Origin of the sequence: Sulfitobacter sp. 1A13679 (assembly GCF_043557115.1) — a bacterium.
Classification (GTDB): Bacteria; Pseudomonadota; Alphaproteobacteria; order Rhodobacterales; family Rhodobacteraceae; genus Sulfitobacter; species Sulfitobacter faviae.
In genome coordinates, this window is sequence record NZ_JBIFFO010000003.1 from 139,602 (window position 1) to 165,377 (window position 25,776).

20 protein-coding genes are annotated in these 25,776 nt (G+C 61.9%); 18 read left to right on the forward strand and 2 right to left on the reverse strand.

The features are described from left to right. Positions 1–23: 23 nt before the first annotated feature. Positions 24–467: an HdeA/HdeB family chaperone gene (locus ACGYLA_RS03855; RefSeq protein ID WP_394404536.1), complete on the reverse strand. Its 444-nt coding sequence runs from the start codon at positions 465–467 to the stop codon at positions 24–26. Between the two features lie 245 nt (positions 468–712). On the opposite strand from ACGYLA_RS03855, the gene ACGYLA_RS03860 reads away from it, so the two are divergent. The 11 genes from ACGYLA_RS03860 (at position 713) to ACGYLA_RS03910 (ending at position 16,067) form a co-directional block, all read left to right on the forward strand. Then, positions 713–1,660 carry an ABC transporter permease gene (locus ACGYLA_RS03860; protein WP_209217004.1) on the forward strand — a complete coding sequence of 316 codons (948 nt, stop codon included), beginning with the start codon at positions 713–715 and terminating at the stop codon, positions 1,658–1,660. Further along, positions 1,657–2,472: an ABC transporter permease gene (locus tag ACGYLA_RS03865; protein WP_394430457.1), complete on the forward strand. Its 816-nt coding sequence runs from the start codon at positions 1,657–1,659 to the stop codon at positions 2,470–2,472. The genes ACGYLA_RS03860 and ACGYLA_RS03865 overlap by 4 nt, the downstream gene beginning before the upstream one ends. Further along, positions 2,469–4,070 carry an ABC transporter ATP-binding protein gene (locus tag ACGYLA_RS03870; protein WP_394430459.1) on the forward strand — a complete coding sequence of 534 codons (1,602 nt, stop codon included), beginning with the start codon at positions 2,469–2,471 and terminating at the stop codon, positions 4,068–4,070. Before ACGYLA_RS03865 ends, ACGYLA_RS03870 begins: the two co-directional genes overlap by 4 nt. Positions 4,071–4,292: 222 nt before the next feature. Beyond that, positions 4,293–5,252, forward strand: a complete 960-nt coding sequence (locus ACGYLA_RS03875; protein WP_067268205.1) for a TAXI family TRAP transporter solute-binding subunit — start codon at positions 4,293–4,295, stop codon at positions 5,250–5,252. Between the two features lie 101 nt (positions 5,253–5,353). Further along, positions 5,354–8,107, forward strand: a complete 2,754-nt coding sequence (locus ACGYLA_RS03880; protein ID WP_394430461.1) for a TRAP transporter permease — start codon at positions 5,354–5,356, stop codon at positions 8,105–8,107. Between the two features lie 12 nt (positions 8,108–8,119). Next, positions 8,120–8,551: a universal stress protein gene (locus tag ACGYLA_RS03885; protein ID WP_067268202.1), complete on the forward strand. Its 432-nt coding sequence runs from the start codon at positions 8,120–8,122 to the stop codon at positions 8,549–8,551. Positions 8,552–8,618: 67 nt separating this feature from the next. Then, positions 8,619–9,701, forward strand: coding sequence for a nitrilase-related carbon-nitrogen hydrolase (locus ACGYLA_RS03890; RefSeq protein WP_394430463.1), 1,083 nt, complete (start codon positions 8,619–8,621; stop codon positions 9,699–9,701). A gap of 66 nt (positions 9,702–9,767) precedes the next feature. Continuing rightward, a complete protein-coding gene (locus ACGYLA_RS03895) occupies positions 9,768–12,503 on the forward strand; it encodes an aminotransferase class I/II-fold pyridoxal phosphate-dependent enzyme (protein ID WP_394430465.1) in 2,736 nt (911 codons plus the stop codon). Positions 12,504–12,520: 17 nt separating this feature from the next. Further along, positions 12,521–13,978 (forward strand): biotin carboxylase, encoded by a 1,458-nt coding sequence (locus ACGYLA_RS03900; RefSeq protein WP_271692737.1) that lies wholly within the window; start codon positions 12,521–12,523, stop codon positions 13,976–13,978. Between the two features lie 17 nt (positions 13,979–13,995). Further along, positions 13,996–14,967 (forward strand): C45 family autoproteolytic acyltransferase/hydolase, encoded by a 972-nt coding sequence (locus tag ACGYLA_RS03905; RefSeq protein WP_209216969.1) that lies wholly within the window; start codon positions 13,996–13,998, stop codon positions 14,965–14,967. After that, positions 14,964–16,067: a CaiB/BaiF CoA transferase family protein gene (locus tag ACGYLA_RS03910; protein WP_394430468.1), complete on the forward strand. Its 1,104-nt coding sequence runs from the start codon at positions 14,964–14,966 to the stop codon at positions 16,065–16,067. The genes ACGYLA_RS03905 and ACGYLA_RS03910 overlap by 4 nt, the downstream gene beginning before the upstream one ends. 50 nt (positions 16,068–16,117) lie before the next feature. Here ACGYLA_RS03910 and ACGYLA_RS03915 read toward each other — a convergent pair whose 3' ends face one another. After that, positions 16,118–16,678 (reverse strand): type 1 glutamine amidotransferase domain-containing protein, encoded by a 561-nt coding sequence (locus ACGYLA_RS03915; protein ID WP_394430471.1) that lies wholly within the window; start codon positions 16,676–16,678, stop codon positions 16,118–16,120. A gap of 157 nt (positions 16,679–16,835) precedes the next feature. On the opposite strand from ACGYLA_RS03915, the gene ACGYLA_RS03920 reads away from it, so the two are divergent. From ACGYLA_RS03920 to ACGYLA_RS03950, 7 genes are all read left to right on the forward strand, one after another. Beyond that, entirely contained in the window at positions 16,836–17,483 is a 648-nt protein-coding gene (locus ACGYLA_RS03920; RefSeq protein WP_394430473.1) for a paraquat-inducible protein A, read from the forward strand. Continuing rightward, a complete protein-coding gene (locus ACGYLA_RS03925) occupies positions 17,441–18,100 on the forward strand; it encodes a paraquat-inducible protein A (RefSeq protein WP_271693873.1) in 660 nt (219 codons plus the stop codon). The genes ACGYLA_RS03920 and ACGYLA_RS03925 overlap by 43 nt, the downstream gene beginning before the upstream one ends. Beyond that, a complete protein-coding gene (locus ACGYLA_RS03930) occupies positions 18,093–20,177 on the forward strand; it encodes an MlaD family protein (protein ID WP_394409365.1) in 2,085 nt (694 codons plus the stop codon). Before ACGYLA_RS03925 ends, ACGYLA_RS03930 begins: the two co-directional genes overlap by 8 nt. 3 nt (positions 20,178–20,180) lie before the next feature. Continuing rightward, the gene (locus ACGYLA_RS03935; RefSeq protein ID WP_394430475.1) at positions 20,181–20,747 is read left to right on the forward strand and encodes a membrane integrity-associated transporter subunit PqiC; all 567 of its coding nucleotides are present in this window, start codon (positions 20,181–20,183) and stop codon (positions 20,745–20,747) included. Between the two features lie 122 nt (positions 20,748–20,869). Beyond that, positions 20,870–21,343 carry a GbsR/MarR family transcriptional regulator gene (locus ACGYLA_RS03940; RefSeq protein WP_394430477.1) on the forward strand — a complete coding sequence of 158 codons (474 nt, stop codon included), beginning with the start codon at positions 20,870–20,872 and terminating at the stop codon, positions 21,341–21,343. A 41-nt stretch (positions 21,344–21,384) separates the two neighbouring features. Continuing rightward, a complete protein-coding gene (locus ACGYLA_RS03945; protein ID WP_394430479.1) occupies positions 21,385–22,626 on the forward strand; it encodes an efflux RND transporter periplasmic adaptor subunit in 1,242 nt (413 codons plus the stop codon). Then, positions 22,623–25,754, forward strand: a complete 3,132-nt coding sequence (locus ACGYLA_RS03950) for an efflux RND transporter permease subunit (protein WP_394430481.1) — start codon at positions 22,623–22,625, stop codon at positions 25,752–25,754. The genes ACGYLA_RS03945 and ACGYLA_RS03950 overlap by 4 nt, the downstream gene beginning before the upstream one ends. Positions 25,755–25,776 lie beyond the last annotated feature (22 nt).

Consider the following 25,776-nt stretch of genomic DNA (forward strand, 5'->3'; position numbering starts at 1 on the left):
TTATAATTAGATGCGAAGACCTATTAGTCTTTGCCACGCATGCCAGCAGCGGCTTCGCTTACCAGCGCGTCGGGGTTCTGGTTGCAGACGACCATGAAGTCTTCCATTTCCTGCTGCATGTCCGTGTCGGCCATCACATCGGCGTCTTCGGAATCTTCAACGGCTTTGGTGTTGTCGATCAGGGAATCTTCGGTCTCTTCGGAATCTGTCGCTTCTTCAGCGGAGATGTCGCTCGGTTCGGAACCGTCGCTCTTGGTTTCGGTGATCAGGGAGCCACCGTGGCCGCCATCTTCCAGCTCGGCGATTGCCATGGAAGCGACTTTCATTTTGTCGTCATCGCTCAGTTCTTGGTACTGGGCGCAGGTCATGGTGGCCATGTCCATGTGAGCGGCGGCAAATGCGGGTGCGGAAACGGTGCCCAGAAGGCCGGCGATCGCAAGTGTTTTCAAAGTCGTTTTCATTTTCATTCTCCAGTTTTGTCTGTTCTCCCGAAAACAACACCGCATAACGGATATGGTTCCAGCGCATAGCAATAAGGCACAGGAAAATGGCGTACTGAGTGTGTAAGGATTTGTTATTGAAGGGTTCTTTCGGTAGCGATCCAGCGCGGGAATCATGAGGGCACCAAAAAATCAGCATTTTTGTCCTTCTTGCCGGGGAAACTGCACGCGGGCTCTGGACCCTCCCGCGCGTGCCGCCTAACCTCCGCGCTATGTTGCGCTATGCGTTGAAAAGATTTCTCTCCTTGCTCATCAGTCTCGCGGTTGCGTCGCTGGTGATTTTCATGGTGATCGAGGTCGCCCCCGGCGATCCGGCGTCCTTTATGCTGGGCTTGAATGCCCAGCCCGAAACGCTGGCCGCGCTGCGCAGTGAACTGGGGCTCGATCAGTCCCGTCCAGAGCGTTATTTGGAATGGGTCGGTGGCATGTTGCAGGGGGATTTCGGCACCTCCTACACCTATCGGACCCCGGTGACCGAGATGATCGGCGACCGGCTTTGGGTCTCTGTGCCCTTGGCGCTTTATGCGCTTTTCCTCTCTGTCATCGTGGCTTTTCCGGCGGGCATCTATGCCGCCTCGCGCCGTGGGCGGGCGGGGGATGTGGGCGTGATGGGGGCGACACAATTGGGCGTGGCGGTGCCGAACTTCTGGTTCGCCATGATCCTCGTGCTGATCTTTTCGATCAATTTGCGCTGGTTTTCGGCAGGCGGTTTCGTCGGCTGGGACAAGGGGCTTTTCGCCGGGCTGCACGCGCTGACCCTGCCTGCCATCGCGCTGGCTTTGCCGCAGGCGGCGATCCTCGCACGGGTCATGCGCTCGGCCCTGCTGGATGTGCTGGGCGAAGATTTCATGCGCACCGCGCGGGCCAAGGGGCTGACGGCGCGGCAGGCGCTTTGGCGGCACGGGCTGCGCAATGCGCTGATCCCGGTGCTGACCATCATCGGCCTGCAGTTCTCCTTCCTGCTGGCCGGGTCGATCATTATTGAGCAGGTCTTTTATCTGCCGGGCCTTGGGCGGCTGGTGTTTCAGTCGATCTCGGCACGAGACCTGATCGTCGTCGAGTCGGTCGTGATGCTCTTGGTCTTTTCGGTGATCTTGGTGAACTTCCTTGTCGATCTGGCCTATGCCGCTGTCGATCCCCGGTTGAGGGCCCGCACATGAACCGCAACCTGATCCTTGGGGCGGTGCTGACCTCGGTCTTTCTGCTGGCCGCGCTGATCTCCTTTGTCTGGACGCCCTATGACTATGCCGGACTTGATATCGCGAACAAGCTGCACAGCCCGTCGCTGGCCCATCCGATGGGGACGGATCACTTTGGCCGTGACATCCTGAGCATGATCATGGTCGGCGCGCGCACCTCTATCGCCGTGGCGCTGGTGGCGGTGGGCATTGGCATGGGCGTGGGTGTGCCGCTAGGGCTTTGGGCTGCGGCACGGCGCGGCAGCCTTGTGGATGAGGTCATCATGCGCGGCAATGATCTGGTCTTTGCCTTTCCGGCCATTGTCATCGCCATTCTGATTACGGCGGTCTTTGGCGCCGGGGCGATCAATGCGATCATCGCCATCGGCATCTTCAACATTCCCGTTTTCGCCCGGATCACCCGCGGTGCGGCGCTGTCGTTGTGGCAGCGGGAGTTCATCATGGCGGCACGGGTAGCGGGCAAATCCGCGGCGCGTATCTCGTTCGAGCATATCCTGCCCAATGTCGCCAACCTGCTGATCGTGCAGGGGACCATCCAGTTCTCTCTCGGCATCCTTGCCGAAGCGGGGCTGAGCTATGTCGGCCTCGGCGCGCAGCCGCCGGTGCCGTCTTGGGGCCGGATGCTGGCCGATGCGCAGACCATGGTCAGCATCGCGCCGCATATGGCCCTGATGCCGGGTTTCGCAATCATCCTGACGGTGTTGGGGCTGAACCTGATGGGTGACGGGCTGCGCGACCTGCTTGATCCCCGCCTGAGGGTGGCACGCACATGACGCTTCTTTCTGTCTCCAACCTTTCGCTATCTATCCACGGGCTGCGCATCCTCGACGGGGTGACCTTTTCCGTCGCACCGGGAGAGATCGTGGCCGTGACCGGGGAAAGCGGCTCGGGCAAGTCGATGACCGCGCTGGCGGCGATGCAGCTGCTGCCCAAGGGCGCGACGACGACCGGGCATATCATGCTGGGCGAGGACGATCTGACCCAGATGGACGAGGCAGCGCTTTGCGATATGCGCGGCAATGACATCGGCATGGTGTTCCAAGAGCCGATGACCGCGCTCAACCCGGTGCAAAGCATCGGTCGCCAAGTGGCTGAGACCATCCGGGTGCATGAACCCAGCGTCTCGCGGGCCGAGGCCGAGGCCCGAGCCGCCGATACGCTGACCCGCGTGGGCTTGCCCCAAGACCGCTTTCCCCTATCGCGCTATCCGCATGAGCTAAGCGGCGGGCAGCGCCAGCGGGTGGTGATCGCCATCGCCATCGCCCTGCGCCCCCGTCTGCTGATCGCGGACGAGCCGACCACCGCGCTGGATGTCACCACGCAGGCGCAGATCCTCGCCCTGCTGACCCGCTTGGCGCGCGAAGACGGCATGGGGCTGTTGATGATTACCCATGACCTTGCCGTCGTGGCGGATATGGCCGACCGGATCATCGTCATGCGCAAGGGGCAGATCGTCGAACAGGGGGAGACACAAGCTCTGCTGCACAACATGCAGCACCCCTATACCAAAATGCTTTTCGACGCCTCACGCCATGAGGTGAACCTGCCCGCGCCGCCCGCGCCTAAGCCTCTGTTAGAAGTCAAAGGCGTCTGTCGCGATTACCATCTGCCGCGCAAGACACTCTTCGGCGCGCCCGGCACGTTCCGCGCGGTGGACAACCTCAGCTTTACCCTGAACCGGGGGGAGCGGCTGGGGCTGGTCGGGGAATCCGGTTGCGGGAAATCGACCCTGACCCGGGCGATTTTGGGGCTGGAGCCGGTGCAAGAGGGCAGCATCACTGTCGATGGCCAGCCGGTCTTTACCGGGACGCAGCCGAACCTTGCCGTGCGCCGCAAGATGCAGGTGGTGTTTCAAGACCCTTTCGGCAGTTTCAACCCGCGCCACCGGGTCGACCGTTTGGTGACCGAGCCTTTCCACCTGCTCGACACCCCGCCGCAGGGGGTCGAACGGACCCGCGCGATTGACGAGGCCCTGACCGCTGTGGGGCTGCGCCCGGCGGATGCACGGAAATACATCCACGAATTCTCCGGCGGGCAGCGGCAGCGGATCGCCATCGCCCGGGCGCTGATCATCCGGCCCGAGTTGATCCTTTTCGATGAGGCGGTCAGCGCGCTGGATGTCTCGGTCCGGGCGCAGATCCTTGATCTGCTGGCCGATCTTTGCAGCCATTATGACCTGACCTATCTCTTCATCTCGCATGACCTATCGGTGGTGCGCACGGTGACGGACCGGGTGCTGGTGATGCAGTCTGGTAAGATCGTAGAGGCCGGAGAGACAGCGCAGGTCTTTGACGCGCCGCAGCACGCCTATACTAAATCGCTGATCGCCGCTGCCCCGGTTCTGCCCGACTTGCCCCAGCCCGTCGGGTAGGCTTTGCGGCCCTTCGTGTCAGCCGCATTGATTGCGATGAAAAACCGACCTAACGTGAAATCGGGGATTCCCGCCACAGGGGCATGTCTGCTCGCGGTCTGAATGGCGTGTGAAGAATTTCCTAGCCCAGTCAATTGCCTGAAGGCTGCGGCGCTCTACTTGTGCATGCAATGGTGTCCGCCTAAAGGGTGGTCCGCCAATTATAACAATGGGAGACATCTTATGAAAATGTTCAAAATGCTCGCGATGACCGGTGCCATGGTGGCCGGCACTGCGGCCATGGCTCAGGAAAAGTTCATCACCATCGGCACCGGTGGTCAGACAGGCGTTTACTTTGTCGTCGGTCAGTCGATCTGCCGTCTGGTGAACCGCGGCACAGCGGATCACAACCTGAAATGCACCGCGCCGTCGACCGGCGGATCGATCGCCAACATCAACGCCATCAAAGCGGGCGACATGGACATGGGCGTGGCCCAGTCCGACTGGCAGTTCCACGCCTACAACGGCTCCTCCCAGTTCGAGGGTGACAAGTTCGACAACCTGCGCGCGGTCTTCTCCGTGCATGGTGAGCCGTTCAACGTCATCGCCCGTGCCGACAGCGGCATCGAGTCCTTCGACGACCTCAAAGGCAAGCGCGTCAACATCGGCAACCCCGGTTCCGGTCAGCGCGCCACCATGGAAGTCGTGATGGACGCCAAAGGCTGGACGCTGGACGATTTCGCACTGGCGTCCGAGCTGAAACCGGCTGAGCAAGCCGCCGCTCTGGGCGACAACAAGGTGGACGCGATCATCTACACCGTGGGCCACCCCAACGGTTCGATCCAAGAAGCCGTGTCGACCGTCGACGCTAAGCTGATCCCCGTGGACGGTGATGCGATCCAAGGTCTGATCGACGACAACCCCTATTATGCCGAGGCCACCGTGCCGGGCGGCATGTACAAGGGCACCGACGAAGACGTGAAAACCTTCGGCGTGAAAGCCACCTTCGTGACCTCCGCCGATGTTGACGACGAAGTCGTCTATCAGGTGGTCAAAGCGGTTTTCGACAATTTCGACCGTTTCAAGCGTCTGCACCCTGCCTTTGAGAACCTGACCCAAGAGGAAATGATCTCGGGCGGTCTTTCCGCGCCGCTGCACCCCGGCGCCGAGAAGTATTACAAAGAGCAAGGTTGGCTCGAGTAATCTATCCGTGACATGATAGCTCTGGCGGCGGTACGCTGCCGTCAGAGACCCGAAAAACAATATGCGCATCCGCCCCAAGGTGGAGCCGACAGGGGGACGATATGTCTGAGAAGGACCAGCAAAAGGCGGCGGCTGTCGAAACCGCCGCGACCGGTGACCGGGGCGGATTGAGCCAGGCGGAACTGGACGAACTTGTCGCTTCTTCTGACACGGGTGGGCGTTCTGTCAGCGGGTTGATGGGCACCTTGCTGCTGCTGGTGGCATTGGCTTGGTCCCTTTTCCAACTCTACATCGCCTCGCCCATCGGCCTTTTCAACGATACGCTGGCCCGCTCCATTCACCTCGGCTTTGCTGTATTCCTTGGCATCATGGTGTTTCCAGCCACGCGCACGAGTTTTCAGGTGGCGCTTGGCGTCATCGTGCCCATCGTTCTTGCCGCGCTCTTTATGGTCAGTACGAAGGATTCCACCGCGGTCTGGTGGATCCCGATCCCCGCGCTCTTCGTCATTGCCACAGTGCTCCTCGGCTCCCCCAAGAACCGCGTTCCGATCTGGGAATGGGCCTTGGCCATCGTCGGTACATTCTGCGCTCTCTACCTCTTTATCTTTTACCGTGACATCGCCAACCGCGTCGGCGCGCCGATCCTGCCAGACTATATCGCAGGGGTTACCGGCCTGTTAATCCTGCTCGAAGCCACCCGCCGCGCCCTTGGGCCTGCGCTGATGATCGTGGCGAGCGTCTTTCTTTTCTACACCGTGCTTGGCCCCTATATGCCCAGCATCATCGCGCATAAGGGCAACAGCCTTTCGGAGATCGTGAACCACCAGTGGATCACGACCGAAGGTGTCTTTGGCATCGCGCTTGGCGTATCGACCTCCTTCGTCTTCCTCTTCGTGCTTTTCGGCTCGCTGTTGGACCGTGCGGGGGCGGGCAACTACTTCATTCAGGTCGCCTTCAGCCTCATGGGCCACATGCGCGGCGGCCCGGCGAAGGCTGCGGTCGTGGCCTCGGCGATGACTGGCCTGATCTCGGGCTCATCCATTGCCAACGTGGTGACCACGGGCACCTTCACCATCCCGCTGATGAAGAAGGTGGGCTTCAACTCCGAGAAGGCCGGCGCGGTCGAGGTGGCCTCTTCTGTCAACGGGCAGATCATGCCGCCCGTCATGGGGGCTGCGGCCTTCCTGATGGTCGAATACGTCGGCATTCCCTATTTCGACGTGGTGAAACACGCCTTCCTGCCTGCGGTAATCTCCTACATCGCGCTGGTCTACATCGTGCATCTTGAGGCGATGAAAGCCGGGATGCAGGGTCTGCCGCGCGCCTATACGCCCAAGCCGCTGGTGCAGCAGCTTATCGGTATCGCCTTTGCGATCATCGCGATCTGCGCGCTGTCCTTCGCCGTCTATTACCTGATGGGCTGGATTCGCCCGGCCTTCCCCGAAACGGCGGGCTATATCATCTTTGTCTTCCTCACGGCGGTCTATGTCGGCCTGCTTTATGTGGCGAGCAAGGAAGAACCGCTTGAGATGGAAGATCCCAACGCCGAGGTGACGACCCTGCCGATGCCGGGGCCCACTGCGCGGTCCGGTCTGCATTTCATCCTGCCTGTCGTGGTGCTGGTCTGGGCGCTGATGGTCGACCGCCTGTCGCCCGGCCTCTCGGCCTTTTGGGCGGCGGCCTATATGATCTTTATCCTGCTGACGCAGCGCCCGCTTATGGCGATGTTCCGGGGTGAAAGCCAGTTCGTCAACGATGTCAAAGCCGGGTTCCTTGACCTGATCGACGGTCTGGTCACCGGCGCGCGCAACATGATCGGCATCGGCATCGCCACGGCGACAGCGGGCATCATCGTCGGCGCGGTCAGCCAAACCGGTGTCGGCTCGGCCCTCGCGGATGTGGTCGAAGTGCTCTCGGGCGGCAATATCCTTGCCATCCTGTTCCTGACGGCTGTGCTCTCGTTGATCCTTGGCATGGGCCTGCCCACCACAGCGAACTATATCGTCGTCTCGGCCCTGCTGGCGCCGGTGATCGTAACGCTGGGGCAGCAGAACGGGCTGATCGTGCCGCTGATCGCGGTGCATCTCTTCGTCTTCTACTTCGGCATCATGGCGGATGTGACCCCGCCGGTGGGTCTGGCGAGCTTTGCCGCCGCCGCCGTCTCGGGCGGTGATCCGATCCGAACCGGGCTGGTCGCCTTCTTCTACTCCCTGCGCACCGCGGCGTTGCCGTTCCTGTTTATCTTCAACACGGAATTGCTGCTGATCGGGGTCACATGGGGGCAGGGGCTGTTCATCTTTGTGGTGGCCACCGTGGCCATGCTGCTTTTCGCGGCGGCGACCCAAGGTTTCTTTCTGGCCCGCAACCGTTTCTACGAGACTATCGCGCTGCTGCTCATCGCCTTTACCCTGTTCCGCCCGGGCTTTTGGATGGACATGATCTATCCCCCCTATAGCGAGGAGGCCCCGACCGAGATTGTTCAGGCCGCCGAAGAAACCCCCGCGGGCGAACGGCTGCGGCTGCGTATCTCGGGCGTGAATGATCTGGGCGATCCGCTGGAGTTCGTGGCCCTGCTGCCCATCGGCGAAGGTGAGACCGGTGCCGAGAAGCTGGAGGCCGCGGGGCTCATGTTCCGCGAGGATGGCGACAAGATGATCATCGACGATGTCCTCTACGACAGTCCCGCGCAGGGCGCTGGCCTTGATTGGGACCAAGAGGTGCTGCGGGTGTTGAAGCCGATGCCGCAACCCAGCAAGTACTGGATGTTCATCCCCGCCCTGCTACTTCTGGCGCTGGTGGTCTTCTTGCAACGGGGCCGTGCCGCGCAGGCCCCCCGTAAGCCCGCGACAGCCTGAGGAGGGCGCATCATGTTCGATAACATCCTGCTGACCGTTGATCTGAGCGACCCGAAATCATGGGAAAAGGCGCTGCCGCAGGCGATTGATATGATCCGCCTCTCCAAGGGCACGTTGCATATCCTCTCGGTCGTGCCGGATATGGGCACGCCGCTGGTCGAAGGGTTCTTCCCCGCGGATTACGAGAAACAGGCCACGGGCCGCGCGGCCAAGGCGCTTGAGCAACTGGTCGAGCGTGAGGTGCCTGATGACGTAAAGGTGAAGCAGCATCTGAAATTCGGCAAGATCCACCGTGAGGCGCTGAAAACGATAAAGAAATCAAACGCCGATCTGGTGGTCATGGGGTCCGAGCATCCCGACAGCCTGCGTGAATTCCTCGTCGGTTCCAACGCCGACCGCATTGTGCGTCGTTCCCCTGTTTCCGTTCTGGTCGTGAGGGCGTAAGACACGTGCGTCGCGGAGATAGGCAAGGAAATGGTCCATTGCGCCGCGTAGTTCGGAGTATTTACGCATGACCCCTTTCGCGATTGCCGGCGTGCAAATGTACGTCAATGCCTTGCAGCCCAATGTCGAGGGCATGATCCAGCGGCTCGACATTCTGATGGCGCGTTTCCCTTGGACGCAGATGGTGCTGTTCTCCGAACTGGCGCCTTTCGGCCCGCTTGACCGGTTTGCCCTGCCGCCCGAGAATGAGACGATCGAACAGTTTCAGGCCGCCGCGCGGCGGCATCGGGTCTGGCTGATCCCCGGTTCGATGTTCCTCAAGCATCCCGAGGATGGCCGCGTGTATAACACCTCGGTCGTCATCAACCCAGAAGGCGAAGTGGTGCGCCGCTATGCCAAAATGTTCCCCTTCCGGCCCTATGAGGCGGGCATCGCCGCAGGCAATGAGTTCTGCATCTTCGACGTGCCGGAGGTGGGCCGCTTTGGCCTGTCGATCTGCTATGACATGTGGTTCCCCGAAACGACGCGGCAGTTGACCTCGCAGGGCGTCGAGGTGCTGTTGCACCCGGTGCTGACCGGCACCACCGACCGCGATGCGGAACTTGCCATCGCGCGCGCCACGGCGGCGCAGTTCCAGTGCTATATCTTCGACGTGAATGGCCTCGGCGCCGGGGGCGTGGGCCGGTCCTGCGTGGTTGATCCGACTTCGATGGTGCTGCACCAATCGGCGGGTCAAGAGGATATGTTCCCGATTGAGATCGACCTCAACATGGTGCGCCGTCAGCGTGAGACGGGGATGAAGGGGCTGGGCCAACTGCTCAAATCCTTCCGCGACCGCCCGACAGACTTCCCGGTCTATGACCGTGACAGCGGCGCGGATGCTTTCCTGCACACGCTTGGCCCGCTTGAAATCCCGCAACAGGGCAGCCGCGCGGGGCTGCATGTCGATGTGCCCGCCCAGCAGGTGCCTGCCGAAATCCCGACCTATAAGGGCAAGAACGGTTTCCCGCCTGAGCCGCTTGCCAGCCCCACCGCCGGGACGGCGCCCGAGGTGGCCCAGACACCGGCGCCCGTGGCCCCGGCTGCGGGCACGCCCGACCCACAGACAACGCCCGACACGCCCGGGCAGAACGACAATACCAGCGGCTAGGCCGGGGTTAGGTTCGCACAAAGCGCTACCTGACGCATCGGTCGGCCCTCCAGCAGAGGACGACTGATGCATTCTATGAACGACTATTCCTCGGCCATTCAACTGCGGTCGGATCGGTGGAGCGCCCTGCGCGCCGCCGCCGCCGCCATGTCACGCGATCCGAAAGGCAAGGGCGCGGCGCAGGGGCGCAAGGAAATCGAGGCGCTGTTTGAGTCACTGGCCCTGATCGAGCCCTATTGGGCCTTTCCGGGCATGTCCGCTTTTGACCACATGCGTCGCCAGTTCGCCCACGGCAATTTCGAAGATCTGGCCTTTGCCGTGAACCGGGTGACGCGGGCGCTAACCACCGGCGCCTATCGCCGTCGCACCATCCCGTTGGAACGCGACAGTCTGGATCAGGACGAGCATGACGACGAGGCGATGCTGCCGCCCGAGGCGCGGGCGCTGGCGAAACCCTATTTCGAAGTGCTGATCGTCGACAATGTGAACGAACAGCAGGAACGCTGGCTGCGCAGCAATGTCACCCGCATGCGCCGGACCGAAGACCCGTTCATCTACGAAGCCGTCGTGGTGCCCAGCCTCGAGGACGCGCTGATCGCGGTGATGTTCAACCACAATATCCAAGCCATCGTCGTCCGCCCCGGCCTCACGCTGAAATCAAAGGTCGATCAGCAGATCCTGACCCGCTACCTCGCCCGCGCGGGCGGGCAGGATGAGATCGACGCGCTTCAGCCTGAGAGCTATGGCCCAGAGCTTTGCCGCATGATCGCCAAGGTCCGGCCCGAGCTTGATGCCTATCTGGTCACCGAACGCTCGGTCGAGGATATCGCCGGGCTCGATCTGGGGATTTGTCGGCGTGTCTTCTACAATCAGGAAGACTTCATGGAGCTGCACCTCAACATCCTGCGCGGGGTGCAGGCGCGCAACAAGTCGCCCTTCTTCACTGCGCTGGTGGAATATTCCAAACAGCCCACCGGCGTCTTCCACGCCATGCCGATCAGCCGTGGCAAGTCGATCACTCGCAGTCACTGGATTCAGGACATGGGGGCGTTCTACGGGCCGAATATTTTCCTTGCAGAGACCTCGGCGACCTCTGGCGGCCTCGACAGCCTGCTAGAGCCGCACGGGCCGATCAAAGAGGCGCAGGAACTGGCAAGCCGCGCCTTCGGCTCTAAACAGACGTTTTTCGCCACCAACGGCACGTCGACCTGCAACAAGATCGTGGTGCAGGCGTTGGTGCGGCCCGGCGACATCGTGTTGGTCGACCGCGACTGCCACAAGAGCCACCACTACGGCATGGTGCTCGCGGGCGCGCAGGTCAGCTACCTCGACAGCTATCCGCTCAACGAATATTCGATGTACGGCGCGGTGCCGCTGCGCGAGATCAAGGAGCGGCTTTTGGAGCTGAAGGCGGCGGGCAAACTCGACCGGGTGCGGATGCTGCTGCTGACGAACTGCACCTTCGACGGGCTGGTCTATAACGTCGAGCGGGTGATGGAGGAATGTCTGGCGATCAAGCCCGACCTCATCTTCCTCTGGGACGAGGCATGGTTCGCTTTCGCCCGGTTTAGTCCCACATATCGCCAGCGCACCGCGATGAACGCGGCCAATACCCTGCGGGCGAAGTTCAAGTCCGAGGCCCATGCCGCCGCCTATGAGGCCCAGCAAAAGACCCTGAAGGACGCGGATGATGAGACCCTGCTCAACACCCGGCTGATCCCCCCGCCGCGGGCGCGGGTGCGGGCCTATGCCACGCAATCGACCCACAAGACGCTGACCTCGCTGCGGCAGGGCTCGATGATTCACGTCAACGACCAGGACTTCAAAGGCGAGGTCGAGCAGAGCTTCCACGAAGCCTATATGACCCACACTTCGACCTCGCCGAACTATCAGATCATTGCTTCGCTCGACGTGGGGCGGCGTCAGGTCGAACTCGAAGGCTTCGAGTTTGTCCAACGGCAGGTCGAAGCGGCGATGTCGATGCGTCGCGCGATCAGCGAACACCCCCTCTTACGCAAGTATTTCAAAGTGCTCTCCGCCGGGGACATGATCCCCGAACAGCACCGCGAAAGCGGCGTCACCAGCTATTATGACGTTGAGCAGGGCTGGACCGACATGTGGGATTGTTGGGAGCAGGATGAATTCGTGCTCGACGCGACCCGCGTTACCCTCGCCGTGGGCGGCACGGGCTGGGATGGCGATACCTTCAAGACCCAGATCTTGATGGACAAATACGGCATCCAGATCAACAAGACCTCGCGCAATACCGTGCTGTTCATGACCAACATCGGCACCACGCGCTCTTCGGTGGCCTATCTGATCGAAGTGCTGGTGGAGATCGCCAAGTCGCTCGACGATCTGCTGGACGATGCCAGCCGAATGGAGCGGCTGTCATTCGACCGGCGCGTCACCAATCTGATGGAGAACTACCCGCCGCTGCCGGATTTCAGTTGCTTCCACGAAGCCTTCCGCGCGGCCGACACGCCCGAGGGCGACATTCGCACGCCCTTCTTCCTCGCCTATGATGAGAAGAACTGTGACTACCTCGACCTGAACGGATCCTTGCAAGAGGTGATGGACGCGGGCGACACGGTGGTCTCGGCCAGCTTCATCATCCCCTATCCGCCCGGCTTTCCGATCCTCGTCCCCGGACAGGTCGTCAGTCAGGAAATTCTCGACTTCATGCGCGCGCTCGATGTGAGCGAGATCCACGGATACCGGCCCGATCTGGGCCTGCGCGTCTTTACCGCGGAGGCATTGAAACGCGTGCGCCGCAAAGACCTTTCTTCTTCACCCGTTTGACCAAAAGGACCTACGACATGGCAAAAATTCTCAAGAATATCTCCGAAATCCGCCGGTTCTTTCACCGAAACGAGGACCCAGTTTATTTCATCTCGGCCACCAACTTCAATTTGCTGGGCCTCGATGAATGGGTGAAGAATTTCAAGTACATCTGCTACATCGACTGCTACGGCGGCAAGCATCCCAACGTCTTCTGCCCCTCGGAACAGCCCCATGCGGAGTTCCAGAGCATCGAGGACATCAACAACTACCTTTTGCAGCACAAGGAGGTCATCGACTTCATCAAGCGCCGCGGCGGCAAGCCCAAATTCGTCTTCCTGATGTTCGACGAGGAAACCGAGCGCCTGAGCAAGGAGTTGGGCGCCGAGGTCTGGTTCCCGAAAGCCAAGCTGCGCCAGTCGATGGACAACAAGATCGAGACCGTGCGCATCGGCAACAAGGCTGGTGTGCCTTCGGTGCCTAATACGCTGAGCGAGGTGAAAAGCTACGACCACCTGCGCGAGATCTGCGAGAAAGCCGATCTCGGCCATGACCTCGTGCTGCAATCGGCCTATGGCGACAGCGGGCATACGACTTTCTTTATTAAGTCCGAAGCCGATTTCCGCCGCCACGAGAGCGAGATCGTGGGCGAGGGCGAGATCAAGATCATGAAGCGGATCGACTGTCGCGGCGCCGCGATCGAGGCTTGCGCCACCAAGGAGGGCACCATCGTCGGCCCGCTGATGACCGAACTGGTCGGCTTCAAGGAATTGACCCCCTACCGCGGTGGCTGGTGCGGCAACGAGATCCTCGCCACCGCCTTCCCGCCCAAGGTGCGGGAGAAGGCCCGCGATCTGACCTTCAAGTTCGGCGAGCAGTTGCGGAAAGAGGGCTATCGCGGCTATTTCGAGCTCGATTTCCTAATCGACAAGAAGACCGGCGACCTGTGGCTGGGCGAGTTGAACCCGCGCATCACCGGCGCAAGCTCCATGACCAACCACGCGGCCTTTGCCCATGCCGACGCGCCGCTGTTCCTGTTCCACTTGCTGGAGTTCAGCCGCAAGAAGTTCACCCTCGACGTGGATGAGCTGAACGCCCGCTGGGCTGACCCGGACAATATCGACGGTTGGAGCCAGATGGTCATCAAACACACCGAAGACAGTGTCGACATCTGCACCGAAGCGCCCGAGACCGGGATTTACAAGATGAAGGAAGACGGCAGCGTGGTCTTTGACCGTTTCGACTATCACCGCCGCGCGGTCGAGAGCGAGAACGAAGCCTTCTTCCTGCGCATCTTGCAACCGGGTGACTATCGCTACGAGGGCGCGGATATTGGCATCCTCGTGACGCGGGGTCGGTCGATGACCAAGTCTTTCCAGTTGAACGAACGCGCGAAAAAGTGGATTCATGGGATCAAACGCAGCGTGGATGGCAAACCCTTGCCCACCGCCTCTGCCGGTCCAGAGCTTTCTGATCCGGCGTTCAAGATCCTGTAACGAGATGAAAGGCCGCGATGTACTGGCGCGCATTGTCCGAAGACCAGCCCGGCCCGAAATGGGCCGGTCTCTTCGCGGCCTATTGGCCTGATTATCACGCATGGTGGTTGAAGGAGGGGGAGGCCGCGCGCCCGACCTATGCCCAATGCCGCCGTGCGCTGGCCCAGCATATGCCCGAGATGCTGCCGCTTTATGACCAGCTTTGCAGTCTTGCAGGCGGCGGCGATCACGCGGCGCGCTTCCTTAGTTTCTATTGCCCGCCGCCCTATCTGTCGGCCTGTTCGCAGGCGATCTGGGCGGGGAAAGAGCCGGTCATGGTGCGCAACTATGACTATAACCCCAATGCCTTTGACGCGATGGTGCTGCGCACCGGTTGGCAGGGGCGGCAGGTCATGGGCACCTCCGACGGGCTTTGGGGGCTGGTCGACGGGGTGAATGACGCAGGGCTGTCAATCTCACTCACCTTTGGCGGGCGGCGTGTGGTGGGCGAGGGCTTCGGTGTGCCGCTGATCCTGCGCTATGTCTTGCAGACCTGCGAAACCGCGCAGGAGGCGGGCGAGGTGCTGGCGCGGGTGCCCACGCATATGAGCTACAACGTCACCGTACTCGACCGAAAGCGCAGTTACCTGACAGCCATGATGGCCCCCGATCGTCCCGCTGTCATCACCCGCGCCGCGGTGGCGACCAACCATCAAGAGAATGTGGAGTGGATCAGCCACGCCCGCTTTACCGCCACGGTCGAGCGGGAGCGCTACCTGTTGCAACGTCTGCGTCTGCACCGCGACCCGGAGGAAAAGTTCATCGGGGCGTTCCTCAAGCCGCCGCTTTATTCCACGGCCTTCAACGCCGGGTTCGGCACGCTTTACACCGCCGTCTACCGTCCGCGCAAACGCGAGATGGAGTTGCGCTGGCCCGGCACGACATGGGCGCTGTCGCTGTCGGATTTCACCGAAGGGGCGCGGCAGGTCTTGGTGCCGGGGGCGGCATGAGCGGGGCGGCGCGCAAAGGGCCGCTGTCCTCGCTCAGGGTGGTGGAGTTTTCCGGTCTTGGCCCCGCGCCGCTGGCAGGGCAACTGCTGGCCGATCAAGGCGCGGATGTCATCACGGTTGACCGCAAAGCCGCCCCGGCGGAGCCGTCGGACATCAACCGGCGCGGCAAGCGGTCGGTGGTGTTGAACCTGAAAACCGCCGAAGGGATCGCCGCGGCAAAGGCGCTGATCGCTTCTGCCGATGTGCTGATCGAAGGGTTTCGCCCCGGCGTGATGGAACGTTTGGGCCTTGGCCCTGACGCCTGCCCCGAGGCTCTGATCTATGGCCGCATGACCGGCTGGGGCCAGACCGGCCCATGGGCGCAAACGGCGGGGCATGACATCAATTATCTGGCTCTAACAGGGGCACTTCATGCCATAGGCCGCGCCGATGCGCCCCCGGTGCCGCCCCTGAACATGGTGGCGGATTACGGCGGCGGGACGATGTTCTTGCTGTTCGGCATCCTTGCTGCCGTGATCGAACGCGGGGTGACCGGTAAGGGCCAAGTCGTCGACGCCGCGATGGTCGATGGGGTGCCTGCGATGATGGGGCTGATCCACGGCATGCTGGCCCAAGGCGCGTGGACCGAAAAGCGTGCCGCCAATTGGCTCGACGGGGCTGCGCCGTTTTACCGTTGCTACACCTGTGCGGATGGGAAATTCATCTCGGTCGGGGCATTGGAGCCGCAGTTCTACGCGATCTTGTTAGCGAAGTTGGGCCTGCCTGCGGAGCTTGCCGAGAGCCAGAACGACAGGACGACATGGGAGGCGCGTATCGCCGAGTTCTCCGCGATCTTTGCCACCCGCGCCCGGGACGACTGGGCGGCGCATTTCGATGGCTCGGATGCCTGCGTGGCCCCGGTGCTCAGCTTTTCCGAAGCGCCGGATCATCCGCAGATGGCGGCGCGGGGCAATGTGGGGAGGGTCGATGGCGTGCTGCAATCAGGCCAAGCGCCGCGGTTTGACGGTGCCGCGCCGCAGATGCCCAGCCCCCCGCGGGCCATCGGCGCGGATACCGATGCGGTGCTGGCGGAGCTTAGCCTTCCGCGCGACCGCGCATGAAAAACCCCCGGCCAAAGGACCGGGGGTAAATCTCGTCACAGAGGCAGGGCTCAGGCCGCTTTGCGGTCGTGTTTGCCCTCTTCGATTTCCTCGACGATCTTGGCGACGAAAGCGTCGAGATCCTCGGGCGAGCGGCTGGTCACGATGCCTCGGTCGGCCACCACTTCGCTGTCTTCGTAGTGCGCACCGGCGTTCTTCACATCCGTCGCGATGGAGGAGAAGGAAGTCGCCTTGCGGCCCTTGATGATGCCCGCCTCGATCAGCAGCCACGGGGCGTGGCAGATGGCGGCGACGGTCTTGCCGCTGTCGTGGAACTTGCGGATCAGAGCCACCGCATCTTCGTTGGCACGCAGCAGGTCGGGGTTGATTTGGCCACCGGGCAGCACGATGCCTTGGTAGTCGTCGACATTCACGTCCCGAAGGGCGAGGTCTGCGGGCACGGTGTTGCCCCAGTCATCTTCGTCCCAACCCTTGATCTCATTGCCATCGGGCGTGGCCACATGGACGGTGGCGCCGCGGTCGCGCAGATCGTTCAGGGGTTTTTCCAGTTCGGACTGCTCAAAGCCATTGGTGGCGAGGATCAGGATCTTTGCATTGGTAATATCAGTCATTGCTTTCTCCTTTGTCATTTCTGCTAGACCAACGGTCTGCATGGCCGCCTGTTCCCCTCACATTCGCGCGAGGGCGATGATCCGCCGGTGCAGATGCGCCACAGGCCGGTGAATATTTGTTGATACGTCAAAGGGCGGCATCATATATGCGTCCAGAATGGATCGCCCCGACACCCCCCTTGCCGAATTGCCCATGGACGAATTGATCGTCTGTTCGCAATGCGACGCCGTCTATCGGCTGCGCCGCCCCGCCCATGGGGAGCGGGCGAGTTGTGAGCGGTGCCATACCGCCCTGATCACCCCCCGCAGGAACGCCGGGTTGCAGATCATCGCCGTGGCGGTGGCGGTCATGGTGTTGATCATCGGGGCGGCGGTCTTTCCCTTCCTGACGATCGACGCGGCGGGGGCCAGCAACGCGGTATCGGTGCTGGATGCAGCGCTTGCCTTTTCCGGCGGGCCGATGATCCTCTTGTCGCTGGCCACGGCGGCGCTGATCTTTTTCATCCCGCTCTTGCGGGTGCTGCTGACGCTCTATGTGCTGATCCCCGTGGTGCTGGATCGCCCGCCCGCGCGCCATGCCGTCGCCGCCTTTCGCCTGTCGGAGGAACTGCGCCCTTGGTCGATGGCCGAGGTTTTTGCCATCGGCTGTGCCGTGGCGCTGGTCAAAGTGGCCGATCTGGCCGATGTGGGCTTTGGCCCCGCGTTTTACATGTTCGGCGCGTTGGTGATCCTCGTCATCGCGCAGGACAGATTCTTATGCAAATGGTCCGTATGGAACTCTCTGGAACATCCCAAGACATCGTGAGCGCACGGGAGTTGGGCATCGTGGCCTGCACCCGCTGTAACAAGCCCGCGCCGATGGGCACGGAGCTTTGCAGCCGTTGTGGCAGCAAGCTGGTCTCGCGCGATCGGATGAGCCTTCAGCGTGTCTGGGCATTCTGGACGGTGGGGCTGATGTGCTACATCCCCGCGAATACCTATCCGATGCTTAAAACCCGCACGCTGTTTCAGGTCGAGGAAAGCACGATCATCGGCGGCGCGGTGGAACTGGCGCAATATGGCAACTGGGGGATCGCCCTGATCATCCTCTTCGCCTCTGTCGCCATTCCGTTGGCCAAATTCATGGCAGTGGCCTTTCTTGCCATCAGCGTCAAGCGGCGCTCGGTCACCTCGCAGCGCCAGCGGCATTACCTTTACGAAGTGGTTGAGTACATCGGGCGCTGGTCGATGATCGATATCTTTGTGGTTGCGATTTTGTCGTCTCTGGTGCAACTCAAGACATTGGCCGCCATCAATCCCGGTACCGCGAGCATCTTTTTTGCCCTCTCCGTGATCTTTACCATGCTGGCGGCACAAGCGTTCGACACCCGCATGATCTGGGACGCTCAGACCAAGGACGAGGGCCCGAAAACCAATGACTAAGACGCCTCCCGACGTACCGATTTCCCCGACCCGCAAGATGTTTCTCAGCGGGGCCTCGGTGATCTGGATCATCCCGATCCTCGCCTTGATCGTGGCGCTTTTCGTGGCCTATCGGTCTTATAGCGAGCGCGGCCCGGTGATCGTCGTGGAATTCGAAGAGGGCGCGGGTATCTCTGCTGGCGAGACCGAGTTGCGCTTTCGCGATGTGACGGTCGGGGTGGTCGAGAAGGTCGGCTTTACCTCGGGTTTGGACCGGGTGACGGCGCATATCCGCGTCGACAAGGACGTGGCGCCTTATATCGACAATGGCGCGGTCTTCTGGGTCGTGCAGCCCGAAGTCACCGCGCAGGGCATTACCGGTCTCAGCACGGTGCTGAGCGGTGTCTATATCGAAGGGTCGTGGGACCAACAGGTCGGCCCGGCGGCGGAGCGCTTTCAGGGATCGTCGACTGAGCCGTTGATCCGCGGCGGCCAAGGCGGGCTTGAGATCGCCTTCCGCTCCACCGCGAACGGGCATCTGACCGACAATGCGCCGATCCTTTACAAGGGCATCGAGGTGGGCCGCGTCGGCTATGCCAAGATCGCCCCGCGCGGCAACTACGCCATTGTCGAGGCACTGATTTTCGAAGAGCACCGCCAGTTGATCAATGAATCCACCCGCTTTTGGGACGCATCGGGCTTTAGCGTCAACATTGGCCCCGCGGGGGCCGAGATCGACTTTTCTTCGTTGGCGACCCTCGTCGGCGGCGGCATCACCTTTGACACTTTCGTCTCGGGCGGGGCGCAGGTGTCTGACGGCACGGTGTTTGAGATTTACCCCGACAAGGAAACCGCGCGGAACTCTGTCTTTAACGCCTCCGAGGTCGATCCGCTGAAGCTGAGTGTCGTGTTCGACGACAATATCTCGGGTCTGATCGTCGGCGCCCCGGTTGAGATGAGCGGGCTGGAGATCGGCGAGGTCGAGACCCTCTCGGGGCTGGTAGACTTCGAACGTTTCGGCGACAGCCGCGTCCGGCTGAACGCCATCCTGTCGATCCAGCCCGCGCATCTGGGGATGCAGGATGACGTCACCGCCGAAGCCGCGCTGGCGTTCTTGAAAGAACGTGTGGAAAACGGCCTGCGCGCGCGGCTTGCCTCGGCCAGCCTTCTGACGGGTGGTCTGAAGGTTGAATTCGTGAGGGTGGAAGACGCACCCGAAGCGTCGTTGGCCGAGACGGAGAATGGCCTTGCCCTGATGCCGACCACGGAAAGCGATGTTTCCGATGCCGCGGCCACGGTCGAAGGGGTCTTTACCCGCATCAACAGCCTGCCGATTGAAGAATTGCTCAACAGCGCGATTACCTTCCTTAACTCGGCAGAAGCTTTCGTTTCGGACGAGGATCTGCGCGAAACCCCGCAGGATGTGCGGACCTTGCTGGGCGAACTGACCGGGCTGGTCTCCTCCGAAGAGGTCAAGAACGTGCCGGTGGCCCTGAACGGCACGCTGGTACGGATCGAAGAACTGGTGGCCCAGCTTGAAGAAGAGCGGATTGCCGAACGGCTTTCCACCGCGCTCGAAGGGGCGTCGGATGCGGCGAATGCGGTGTCGTCGTCCGTTGAGGGCGTGCCGGAGTTGGTGGAGCGCATTCAAGCGGTGGCGGCCAAGGCCGAAACGCTTGAGGTCGAAGAACTGGTCGTCGCACTCACCGACCTCACCGAATCCGCCGATGCGGTGATCGGCACCGAAGATGCGGTGGCCCTGCCGGGCGCATTGAAACGCGCCTTGGACGAATTGAACGCCACATTGGAAGAGCTGCGCGAAGGCGGCGCGGTCGAGAATGTGAACCGCACTTTGGCCTCGGCCCGCAACGCGGCGGACAATATCGCCCTCTCGGCCCAAGACCTGCCGCAGGTGGTCGAGCGTTTGACCGCGCTATTTGCCCAAGCCAGCCGCACCATCGAAGGCTATAACCAAGGTGAACAGCTGAGCCGCAGCGCCGAACGCACCCTGCGCGACATTCAGAAAGCTGCCGATGCCCTTGCATCTTTGGCGCGGACCATCGAACGTAACCCCAATTCTCTATTGCTGGGACGGTAACGCATGACATTTGCAAGACCCTTGATCACCCTCGGCCTGCTGGCTGCCTTGGCAGCCTGTGGCGGCACAGCTGAACGTTTCCCCGTCCGCGCCCCGGCGGTGACAGAGAAGACCTCCATCGCCTTCAGCTCTGTCGAAGTGCGCGACGTGTCTTTGCCGACCTACGCCGCCGCCGAAGAGATTTCGGTGCAATTGGCCGATGGCCGTCTGGTCAGTTCGACCGATGTGCTTTGGGCCGATGCGCCCGAACGGGCCGTGGCGCTGGAGCTTAGTCAGAACCTTGCGCGGATGACGGGGCGGCGCATCGCATCCGAGCCTTGGCCGTTCGAGGCTTTCCCCGATGCCAGCCTCGAAGTGCGCTTTGCCGAACTGGTGGCCACCGAAGCCGGAGAATTCCGCGCCTTCGGTCAGTATTTTGTGGCCGTCCGGGATGAGCGTCGGGAGCGGTCGGGCCTGTTTGACCTCAGCGTGCCGTTCAATCCCGAAGGTGGCGCAAACGCCATCGCCGCGGCGCGGGGGCAACTCGTCCTTGATCTGGCCCGCTATATCGCGCGGAACGGGTTGAAGTAGGGTCGAGCGCCGGAAGTCTACCGGCGACGCGCTTTGTTCCGTCTGTTCGGAAAATTCTGAATAGTCTTGATTTGTGCCTCGCCTTGTCTATCTACCGTCAACGCGCCTGCCGTGGACGGGGAATGATGGATAGCACCGACCAAATCGACCAAGTCCGCGATGACTTCATCACCCGCATGGGCGTCGTTGCCATGGGCGAGGGGTTGCCGCGCATGGCAGGGCAGGTCTTTGCGATGTTGGTTTTCGAGGGCGAGCCGATCGCCTTTGGCGCGCTGTCGCGCCGCCTTTCCGTCAGCCGCGCCACGATCAGCACCTCCATTCGCCTGCTCGAAGAGCGGGGCTTGATCCGGCGTGTGAACAAGACGGGCGACCGGCAGGATTACTTCCAACTCGCCGATGACGCCTATGCCGCGATGACGAAATATGCGCTGGCAGGGACCCGCCACGCCAAATCCGAGATTAACGATACGATCCGCAAGCTGCCCGAGGAGGCCGAAGGCGTGCGCCAAAGGCTCGATACTTTCGCCGCCTTCTATGACACGATCAGCGCCGCGCTTGATGACGTAGCAACCCGGGTGAGCAAACCCAAGTATTAACGCGCGCCTGATCATAGGGCCGCGGTGATGGAGTTCGATCAATGAGTGACACATCTCAAGAGCGCCAGACGCTTTCATTCGACAGCGATGCCGGCTCGAAACGGTCGAAGTTCATCGCCGGTGGGATCGCGCTGTTGATCGCTCTTTGGATGGGCAGCGGCTATATCATCCCCTCCGAAGAGATCGAAGAAGCCGCGCCTGCGCCCATTGCTCCCGAAGCGGTGACAGTGGCCGTGCGCGGCTCTCAGGCGGACAGCGTGACGCAGGTCTTCGTAGCTGAAGGGCAGGCCTTGCCGGACCGCGATACGATGGTCCGCGCCGAAGCGGGCGGTGAGATCGCCGAGGTGCTGGTGGACAAAGGCGATGTCGTCGAAGCGGGCGCGCTGATCGCGCGTCTCAGCACCACGGCGCGCGATTCCGATCTGGCCCGCGCGCGTGAGGAATTGAGCCGCGCACAGCGCGAATACGACAATGCCCAAGCGCTGCTGGACCGCGGTGTCTCGACCGTGGACCGCGTGAGCCAAGCCCGCGCGACCTTGGCCGCCGCTCAGGCCTCGGTCACCGCCGCCGAAGAGGCGCTGAACAACACCGAAATCCGCGCCCCCTTTCCCGGCCGGTTAGAGATGCTCGATATCTCAGCGGGAGAGTTCGTCTCCACCGGTGAGGAAATCGCGCGGCTGGTCGACAACACGCCGCTGACGATCCAAGTGCAGGTGCCCCAGCAGTCGCTTAAAGACATCAAAGAGGGGCAAAACGCCGAGGTTGTCTTCATCACCGGGACAGAGGCGCAGGGCGAGGTGCAATTCGTCTCAAGCAGTGCGAGCGCCGAAACCCGGACCTTTACCGCCGAAGTCAGGGTCGAAAACGCCGATGGTGCGATCCCCGCGGGCATTTCGGCCCGCGTGCGCATCCCCACGGGCGAGACACGCGCGCATTTCGTCTCTCCGGCGATCCTGTCCTTGGACACCAATGGCACCTTGGGCGTCAAAACGGTGAACGATGAGGATAAGGTTGTCTTTAACAAGATCGCCATCGTGCGCGCCCAGACCGATGGTATCTGGATCGCTGGCCTGCCGGATGAGGCGCAGATCATCACCATCGGACAGGGTTTCGTCAACGACGGGGAAACGGTCAACCCGCAGCCCGAAACCGGTGGCGAAAGTGAGGGTGAAGCGCAGCCCATGACGGGTGTGCCCGAGATTGACGAGTTGGAAGACCAGCCAACCGGCGACGGCCAGATCACCGGCAGCGCCGAAGCCGCCCAGCCGGAGCAAGTGGAATGAACACGCTGATCGACGCCGCTTTCAGCCGCGCCCGCGTGGTGATCCTGAGCTTGGTGATGATCTTGGCGGTCGGGGCCTATGCCTATGTCGGTATCCCCAAGGAAAGCTCGCCCGAGATTCCGATCCCGACGCTCTATGTCTCCACCTCTCTCGAAGGCATCTCGCCCGAGGACAGCGAGCGGCTGCTCGTAGAGCCGCTTGAGACCGAACTCAGCGCGATAACCGGGTTGAAACAAATCACCTCGAACGGGGCCGAGGGCCATGCCTCGGTGCAATTGGAATTCGAGCCGGGGTTCGATTCAGATGAGGCGCTCGACAAGGTGCGCGAGGGCGTGGACCGGGCCAAGTCGGACCTGCCCGAAGACGCCACCGATCCGGTCGTGACCGAGATCAACACGGCGCTTTTCCCGATTCTGACCGCGATCCTTTCCGGCCCGGTGCCGGAACGGACGCTCAACTCCATTTCCGAAGAGTTGAAGGACGCGATCGAAGGGCTGTCCGGCGTGCTTGAAGTCGATGTCGGGGGGGAGCGGACCGAGCTTTTGGAGGTGCTGATCGATCCCACGGTCTTTGAGACCTACAACATCTCTTTCGAAGAGCTGATCAGCCAGATCAACCGCAACAACCGCCTGATCGCGGCGGGGGCGATTGAAAGCGGCGCGGGGCGGCTGGTGCTCAAGGTGCCGGGGCTGATCGAGAATGTCGAAGACGTTATGTCTCTGCCGATCAAGGTGCGCGGCGATACGGTGGTGACTTTTGCCGATGTCGCCACGATCCGCCGAACCTTCAAAGACCCGACTGGCTTCGCCCGGATCGACGGCCAGCCCGCGCTGGCGCTTGAGATCAAGAAACGCTCGGGCGCGAATATTATCGAGACGGTCGCGGCGGTGCGCGAATTGATTGACGAGATGCGCGCGGAATGGCCCGACAGCATCACCGTCAAATACACCCAAGACGAATCCGAGCAGGTCCAAGACATGCTCAGCGATCTTGAGGCCAATGTTATTGCGGCGGTGATCCTTGTGATGATCGTGATTGTCTGGGCCTTGGGCGTCCGCTCGGCCCTGCTGGTGGGCTTGGCCATTCCGGGGGCCTTCTTGGCCGGGGTCACGGCGCTTTGGGTCATGGGCTATACGATGAACCTTGTGGTGCTGTTTTCGCTGATCCTTGTGGTGGGGATGCTGGTGGACGGGGCCATCGTGACCACCGAACTGGCCGACCGACGCCTACAAGAGGGGCATTCGCCCCGCGCCGCCTATGCCCATGCCGCCAAGCGTATGGCATGGCCGATCATCGCCTCAACGGCGACGACGCTCAGCGTGTTCTTTCCGCTGCTGTTCTGGACCGGCACGGTGGGGGAGTTCATGAAATTCCTGCCCATCACGGTGATCCTGACCCTGACAGCCTCGCTTTTCATGGCGCTGGTCTTTATCCCCGTGGTCGGTGGCATCATCGGCAAGCGGCCCCCGCAATCGGCCAAGGATAAGGCCACGCTCTATGCCGCCGAACAGGGCGATCCGCGTGACCTGAAGGGCTTTACCGGTGGCTATGTCAAACTGCTGCAATTCGCGATTCTACGCCCGTGGATGACCCTGATCCTCGCTATTTCCATGCTGATGGGCGGCTTTACGGCCTATGCGCAATTCGGCAACGGCATCACCTTTTTCCCCGATGTAGAGCCTGATTTTGCGCAGGTGCAGGTGCGCGCGAGGGACAATTTTTCGATCTACGAACAAGACGCGCTGGTGCGGCAGGTCGAACAGCGCCTCTTTGCCTATGACGAGATCGCCAGCGTCTATGCCCGCACCGGCAGCAGCAACCGCGACAGCGCCGATCTGATCGGCACCATTCAGGTTGAGTTCACCGAGTGGGACGAACGCCGCCCCGCCGCCATCATCGGCGAGGAAATCCGGACCGAGATGGCGGCCATTCCGGGGATCGACGTGCAGGTGCAGACGGCATCGAACGGCCCCTCGGCGGGCAAGCCCGTCAATCTGCGGATCGAGGCGCATGACCCGCAGGTGCAGCAGCAGGTGGTGGATCAGATTCGCGAGAAGATGGCCGATATCGGCGGTTTCACCGATGTGACCGACTCGCGCCCCCTGCCGGGGGTGGAATGGCGCATCGCGGTGAACAGGTCCGAGGCCGCGCGGTTCGGGGCCGATATCTCGACCCTGGGGCAGGCGGTGCAACTGCTGACGCGGGGCATCACGGTCGCGGATTACCGGCCTGACGATGCCGAAGGCTCCATCGACATCAACGTGCGCTTCCCCTCCGATGAGCGCACGCTGGAAGAGTTGCAATCGCTGCGTGTGCCGACCTCCGCAGGGTTGGTGCCGATCTCGAACTTCGTGACTTTCGAGCCGAGTCCGCGGACCGGCACGATCACGCGGGTGGATCAAGAGCGGGTGGTCACGATCGAGGCCAATGTCGCGCCCGGTGTCTTGGTGAACGACCAGACCGTCGCGCTGCGCAGCGCGATCGACGCGATGGACTTGCCGCCGGGTGTCGAAGCCTCCTTCGCCGGGGAGGCGGAGGACCAGCAGGAATCGATGATCTTCCTCGTCGGTGCCTTCATTACCGCAATTTTCCTGATGTTCGTGATCCTCGTGATCCAATTCAACAGCTTTTACCAAGCCTTCGTCGTCATGTCGGCCATCGTCTTTTCGATTGCCGGGGTGCTCTTTGGCCTGCTGATTACCGGACGGCCCTTCGGGGTGGTCATGGGCGGCATCGGGGTGATCGCGCTGGCGGGGATCGTGGTGAACAACAATATCGTTCTGATTGACACCTATAACGATCTCAAGAAACTGGGGCTGTCGCCGCTAGAGGCCGCCTTGCGCACCGGGGCGCAGCGTTTGCGGCCCGTGGTGCTGACCTCGGTCACCACGGCGCTTGGCCTGATGCCCATGGTGATCGGCCTCAACATCAACTTCTTCACGCGCGAAATCGTCTATGGCGCGCCTTCCACCCAATGGTGGACCGAGCTGAGCTCGGCCATCGCGGGCGGTCTGGTGGTTGCCACGGTGCTGACGCTGGTGGTGACCCCGGCGATGTTGATGCTGGGAGAGAAGAAAGCGAAACGCGCAAAGCCGACCCCGCCAGAGCCGGAACCGGTCGCCGTCTAGCGTAAGGTTAGGCGGCCCAAGA

Excerpts from the sequence above, each read along its gene's own strand:
- ACGYLA_RS03855 (WP_394404536.1), bottom strand. The coding sequence starts at position 467 with ATGAAAATGAAAACGACTTTGAAAACACTTGCGATCGCCGGCCTTCTG.
- ACGYLA_RS03860 (WP_209217004.1), top strand. The coding sequence starts at position 713 with ATGTTGCGCTATGCGTTGAAAAGATTTCTCTCCTTGCTCATCAGTCTC.
- ACGYLA_RS03865 (WP_394430457.1), top strand. The coding sequence starts at position 1,657 with ATGAACCGCAACCTGATCCTTGGGGCGGTGCTGACCTCGGTCTTTCTG.
- ACGYLA_RS03870 (WP_394430459.1), top strand. The coding sequence starts at position 2,469 with ATGACGCTTCTTTCTGTCTCCAACCTTTCGCTATCTATCCACGGGCTG.
- ACGYLA_RS03875 (WP_067268205.1), top strand. The coding sequence starts at position 4,293 with ATGAAAATGTTCAAAATGCTCGCGATGACCGGTGCCATGGTGGCCGGC.
- ACGYLA_RS03880 (WP_394430461.1), top strand. The coding sequence starts at position 5,354 with ATGTCTGAGAAGGACCAGCAAAAGGCGGCGGCTGTCGAAACCGCCGCG.
- ACGYLA_RS03885 (WP_067268202.1), top strand. The coding sequence starts at position 8,120 with ATGTTCGATAACATCCTGCTGACCGTTGATCTGAGCGACCCGAAATCA.
- ACGYLA_RS03890 (WP_394430463.1), top strand. The coding sequence starts at position 8,619 with ATGACCCCTTTCGCGATTGCCGGCGTGCAAATGTACGTCAATGCCTTG.
- ACGYLA_RS03895 (WP_394430465.1), top strand. The coding sequence starts at position 9,768 with ATGCATTCTATGAACGACTATTCCTCGGCCATTCAACTGCGGTCGGAT.
- ACGYLA_RS03900 (WP_271692737.1), top strand. The coding sequence starts at position 12,521 with ATGGCAAAAATTCTCAAGAATATCTCCGAAATCCGCCGGTTCTTTCAC.
- ACGYLA_RS03905 (WP_209216969.1), top strand. The coding sequence starts at position 13,996 with ATGTACTGGCGCGCATTGTCCGAAGACCAGCCCGGCCCGAAATGGGCC.
- ACGYLA_RS03910 (WP_394430468.1), top strand. The coding sequence starts at position 14,964 with ATGAGCGGGGCGGCGCGCAAAGGGCCGCTGTCCTCGCTCAGGGTGGTG.
- ACGYLA_RS03915 (WP_394430471.1), bottom strand. The coding sequence starts at position 16,678 with ATGACTGATATTACCAATGCAAAGATCCTGATCCTCGCCACCAATGGC.
- ACGYLA_RS03920 (WP_394430473.1), top strand. The coding sequence starts at position 16,836 with ATGGATCGCCCCGACACCCCCCTTGCCGAATTGCCCATGGACGAATTG.
- ACGYLA_RS03925 (WP_271693873.1), top strand. The coding sequence starts at position 17,441 with ATGGTCCGTATGGAACTCTCTGGAACATCCCAAGACATCGTGAGCGCA.
- ACGYLA_RS03930 (WP_394409365.1), top strand. The coding sequence starts at position 18,093 with ATGACTAAGACGCCTCCCGACGTACCGATTTCCCCGACCCGCAAGATG.
- ACGYLA_RS03935 (WP_394430475.1), top strand. The coding sequence starts at position 20,181 with ATGACATTTGCAAGACCCTTGATCACCCTCGGCCTGCTGGCTGCCTTG.
- ACGYLA_RS03940 (WP_394430477.1), top strand. The coding sequence starts at position 20,870 with ATGATGGATAGCACCGACCAAATCGACCAAGTCCGCGATGACTTCATC.
- ACGYLA_RS03945 (WP_394430479.1), top strand. The coding sequence starts at position 21,385 with ATGAGTGACACATCTCAAGAGCGCCAGACGCTTTCATTCGACAGCGAT.
- ACGYLA_RS03950 (WP_394430481.1), top strand. The coding sequence starts at position 22,623 with ATGAACACGCTGATCGACGCCGCTTTCAGCCGCGCCCGCGTGGTGATC.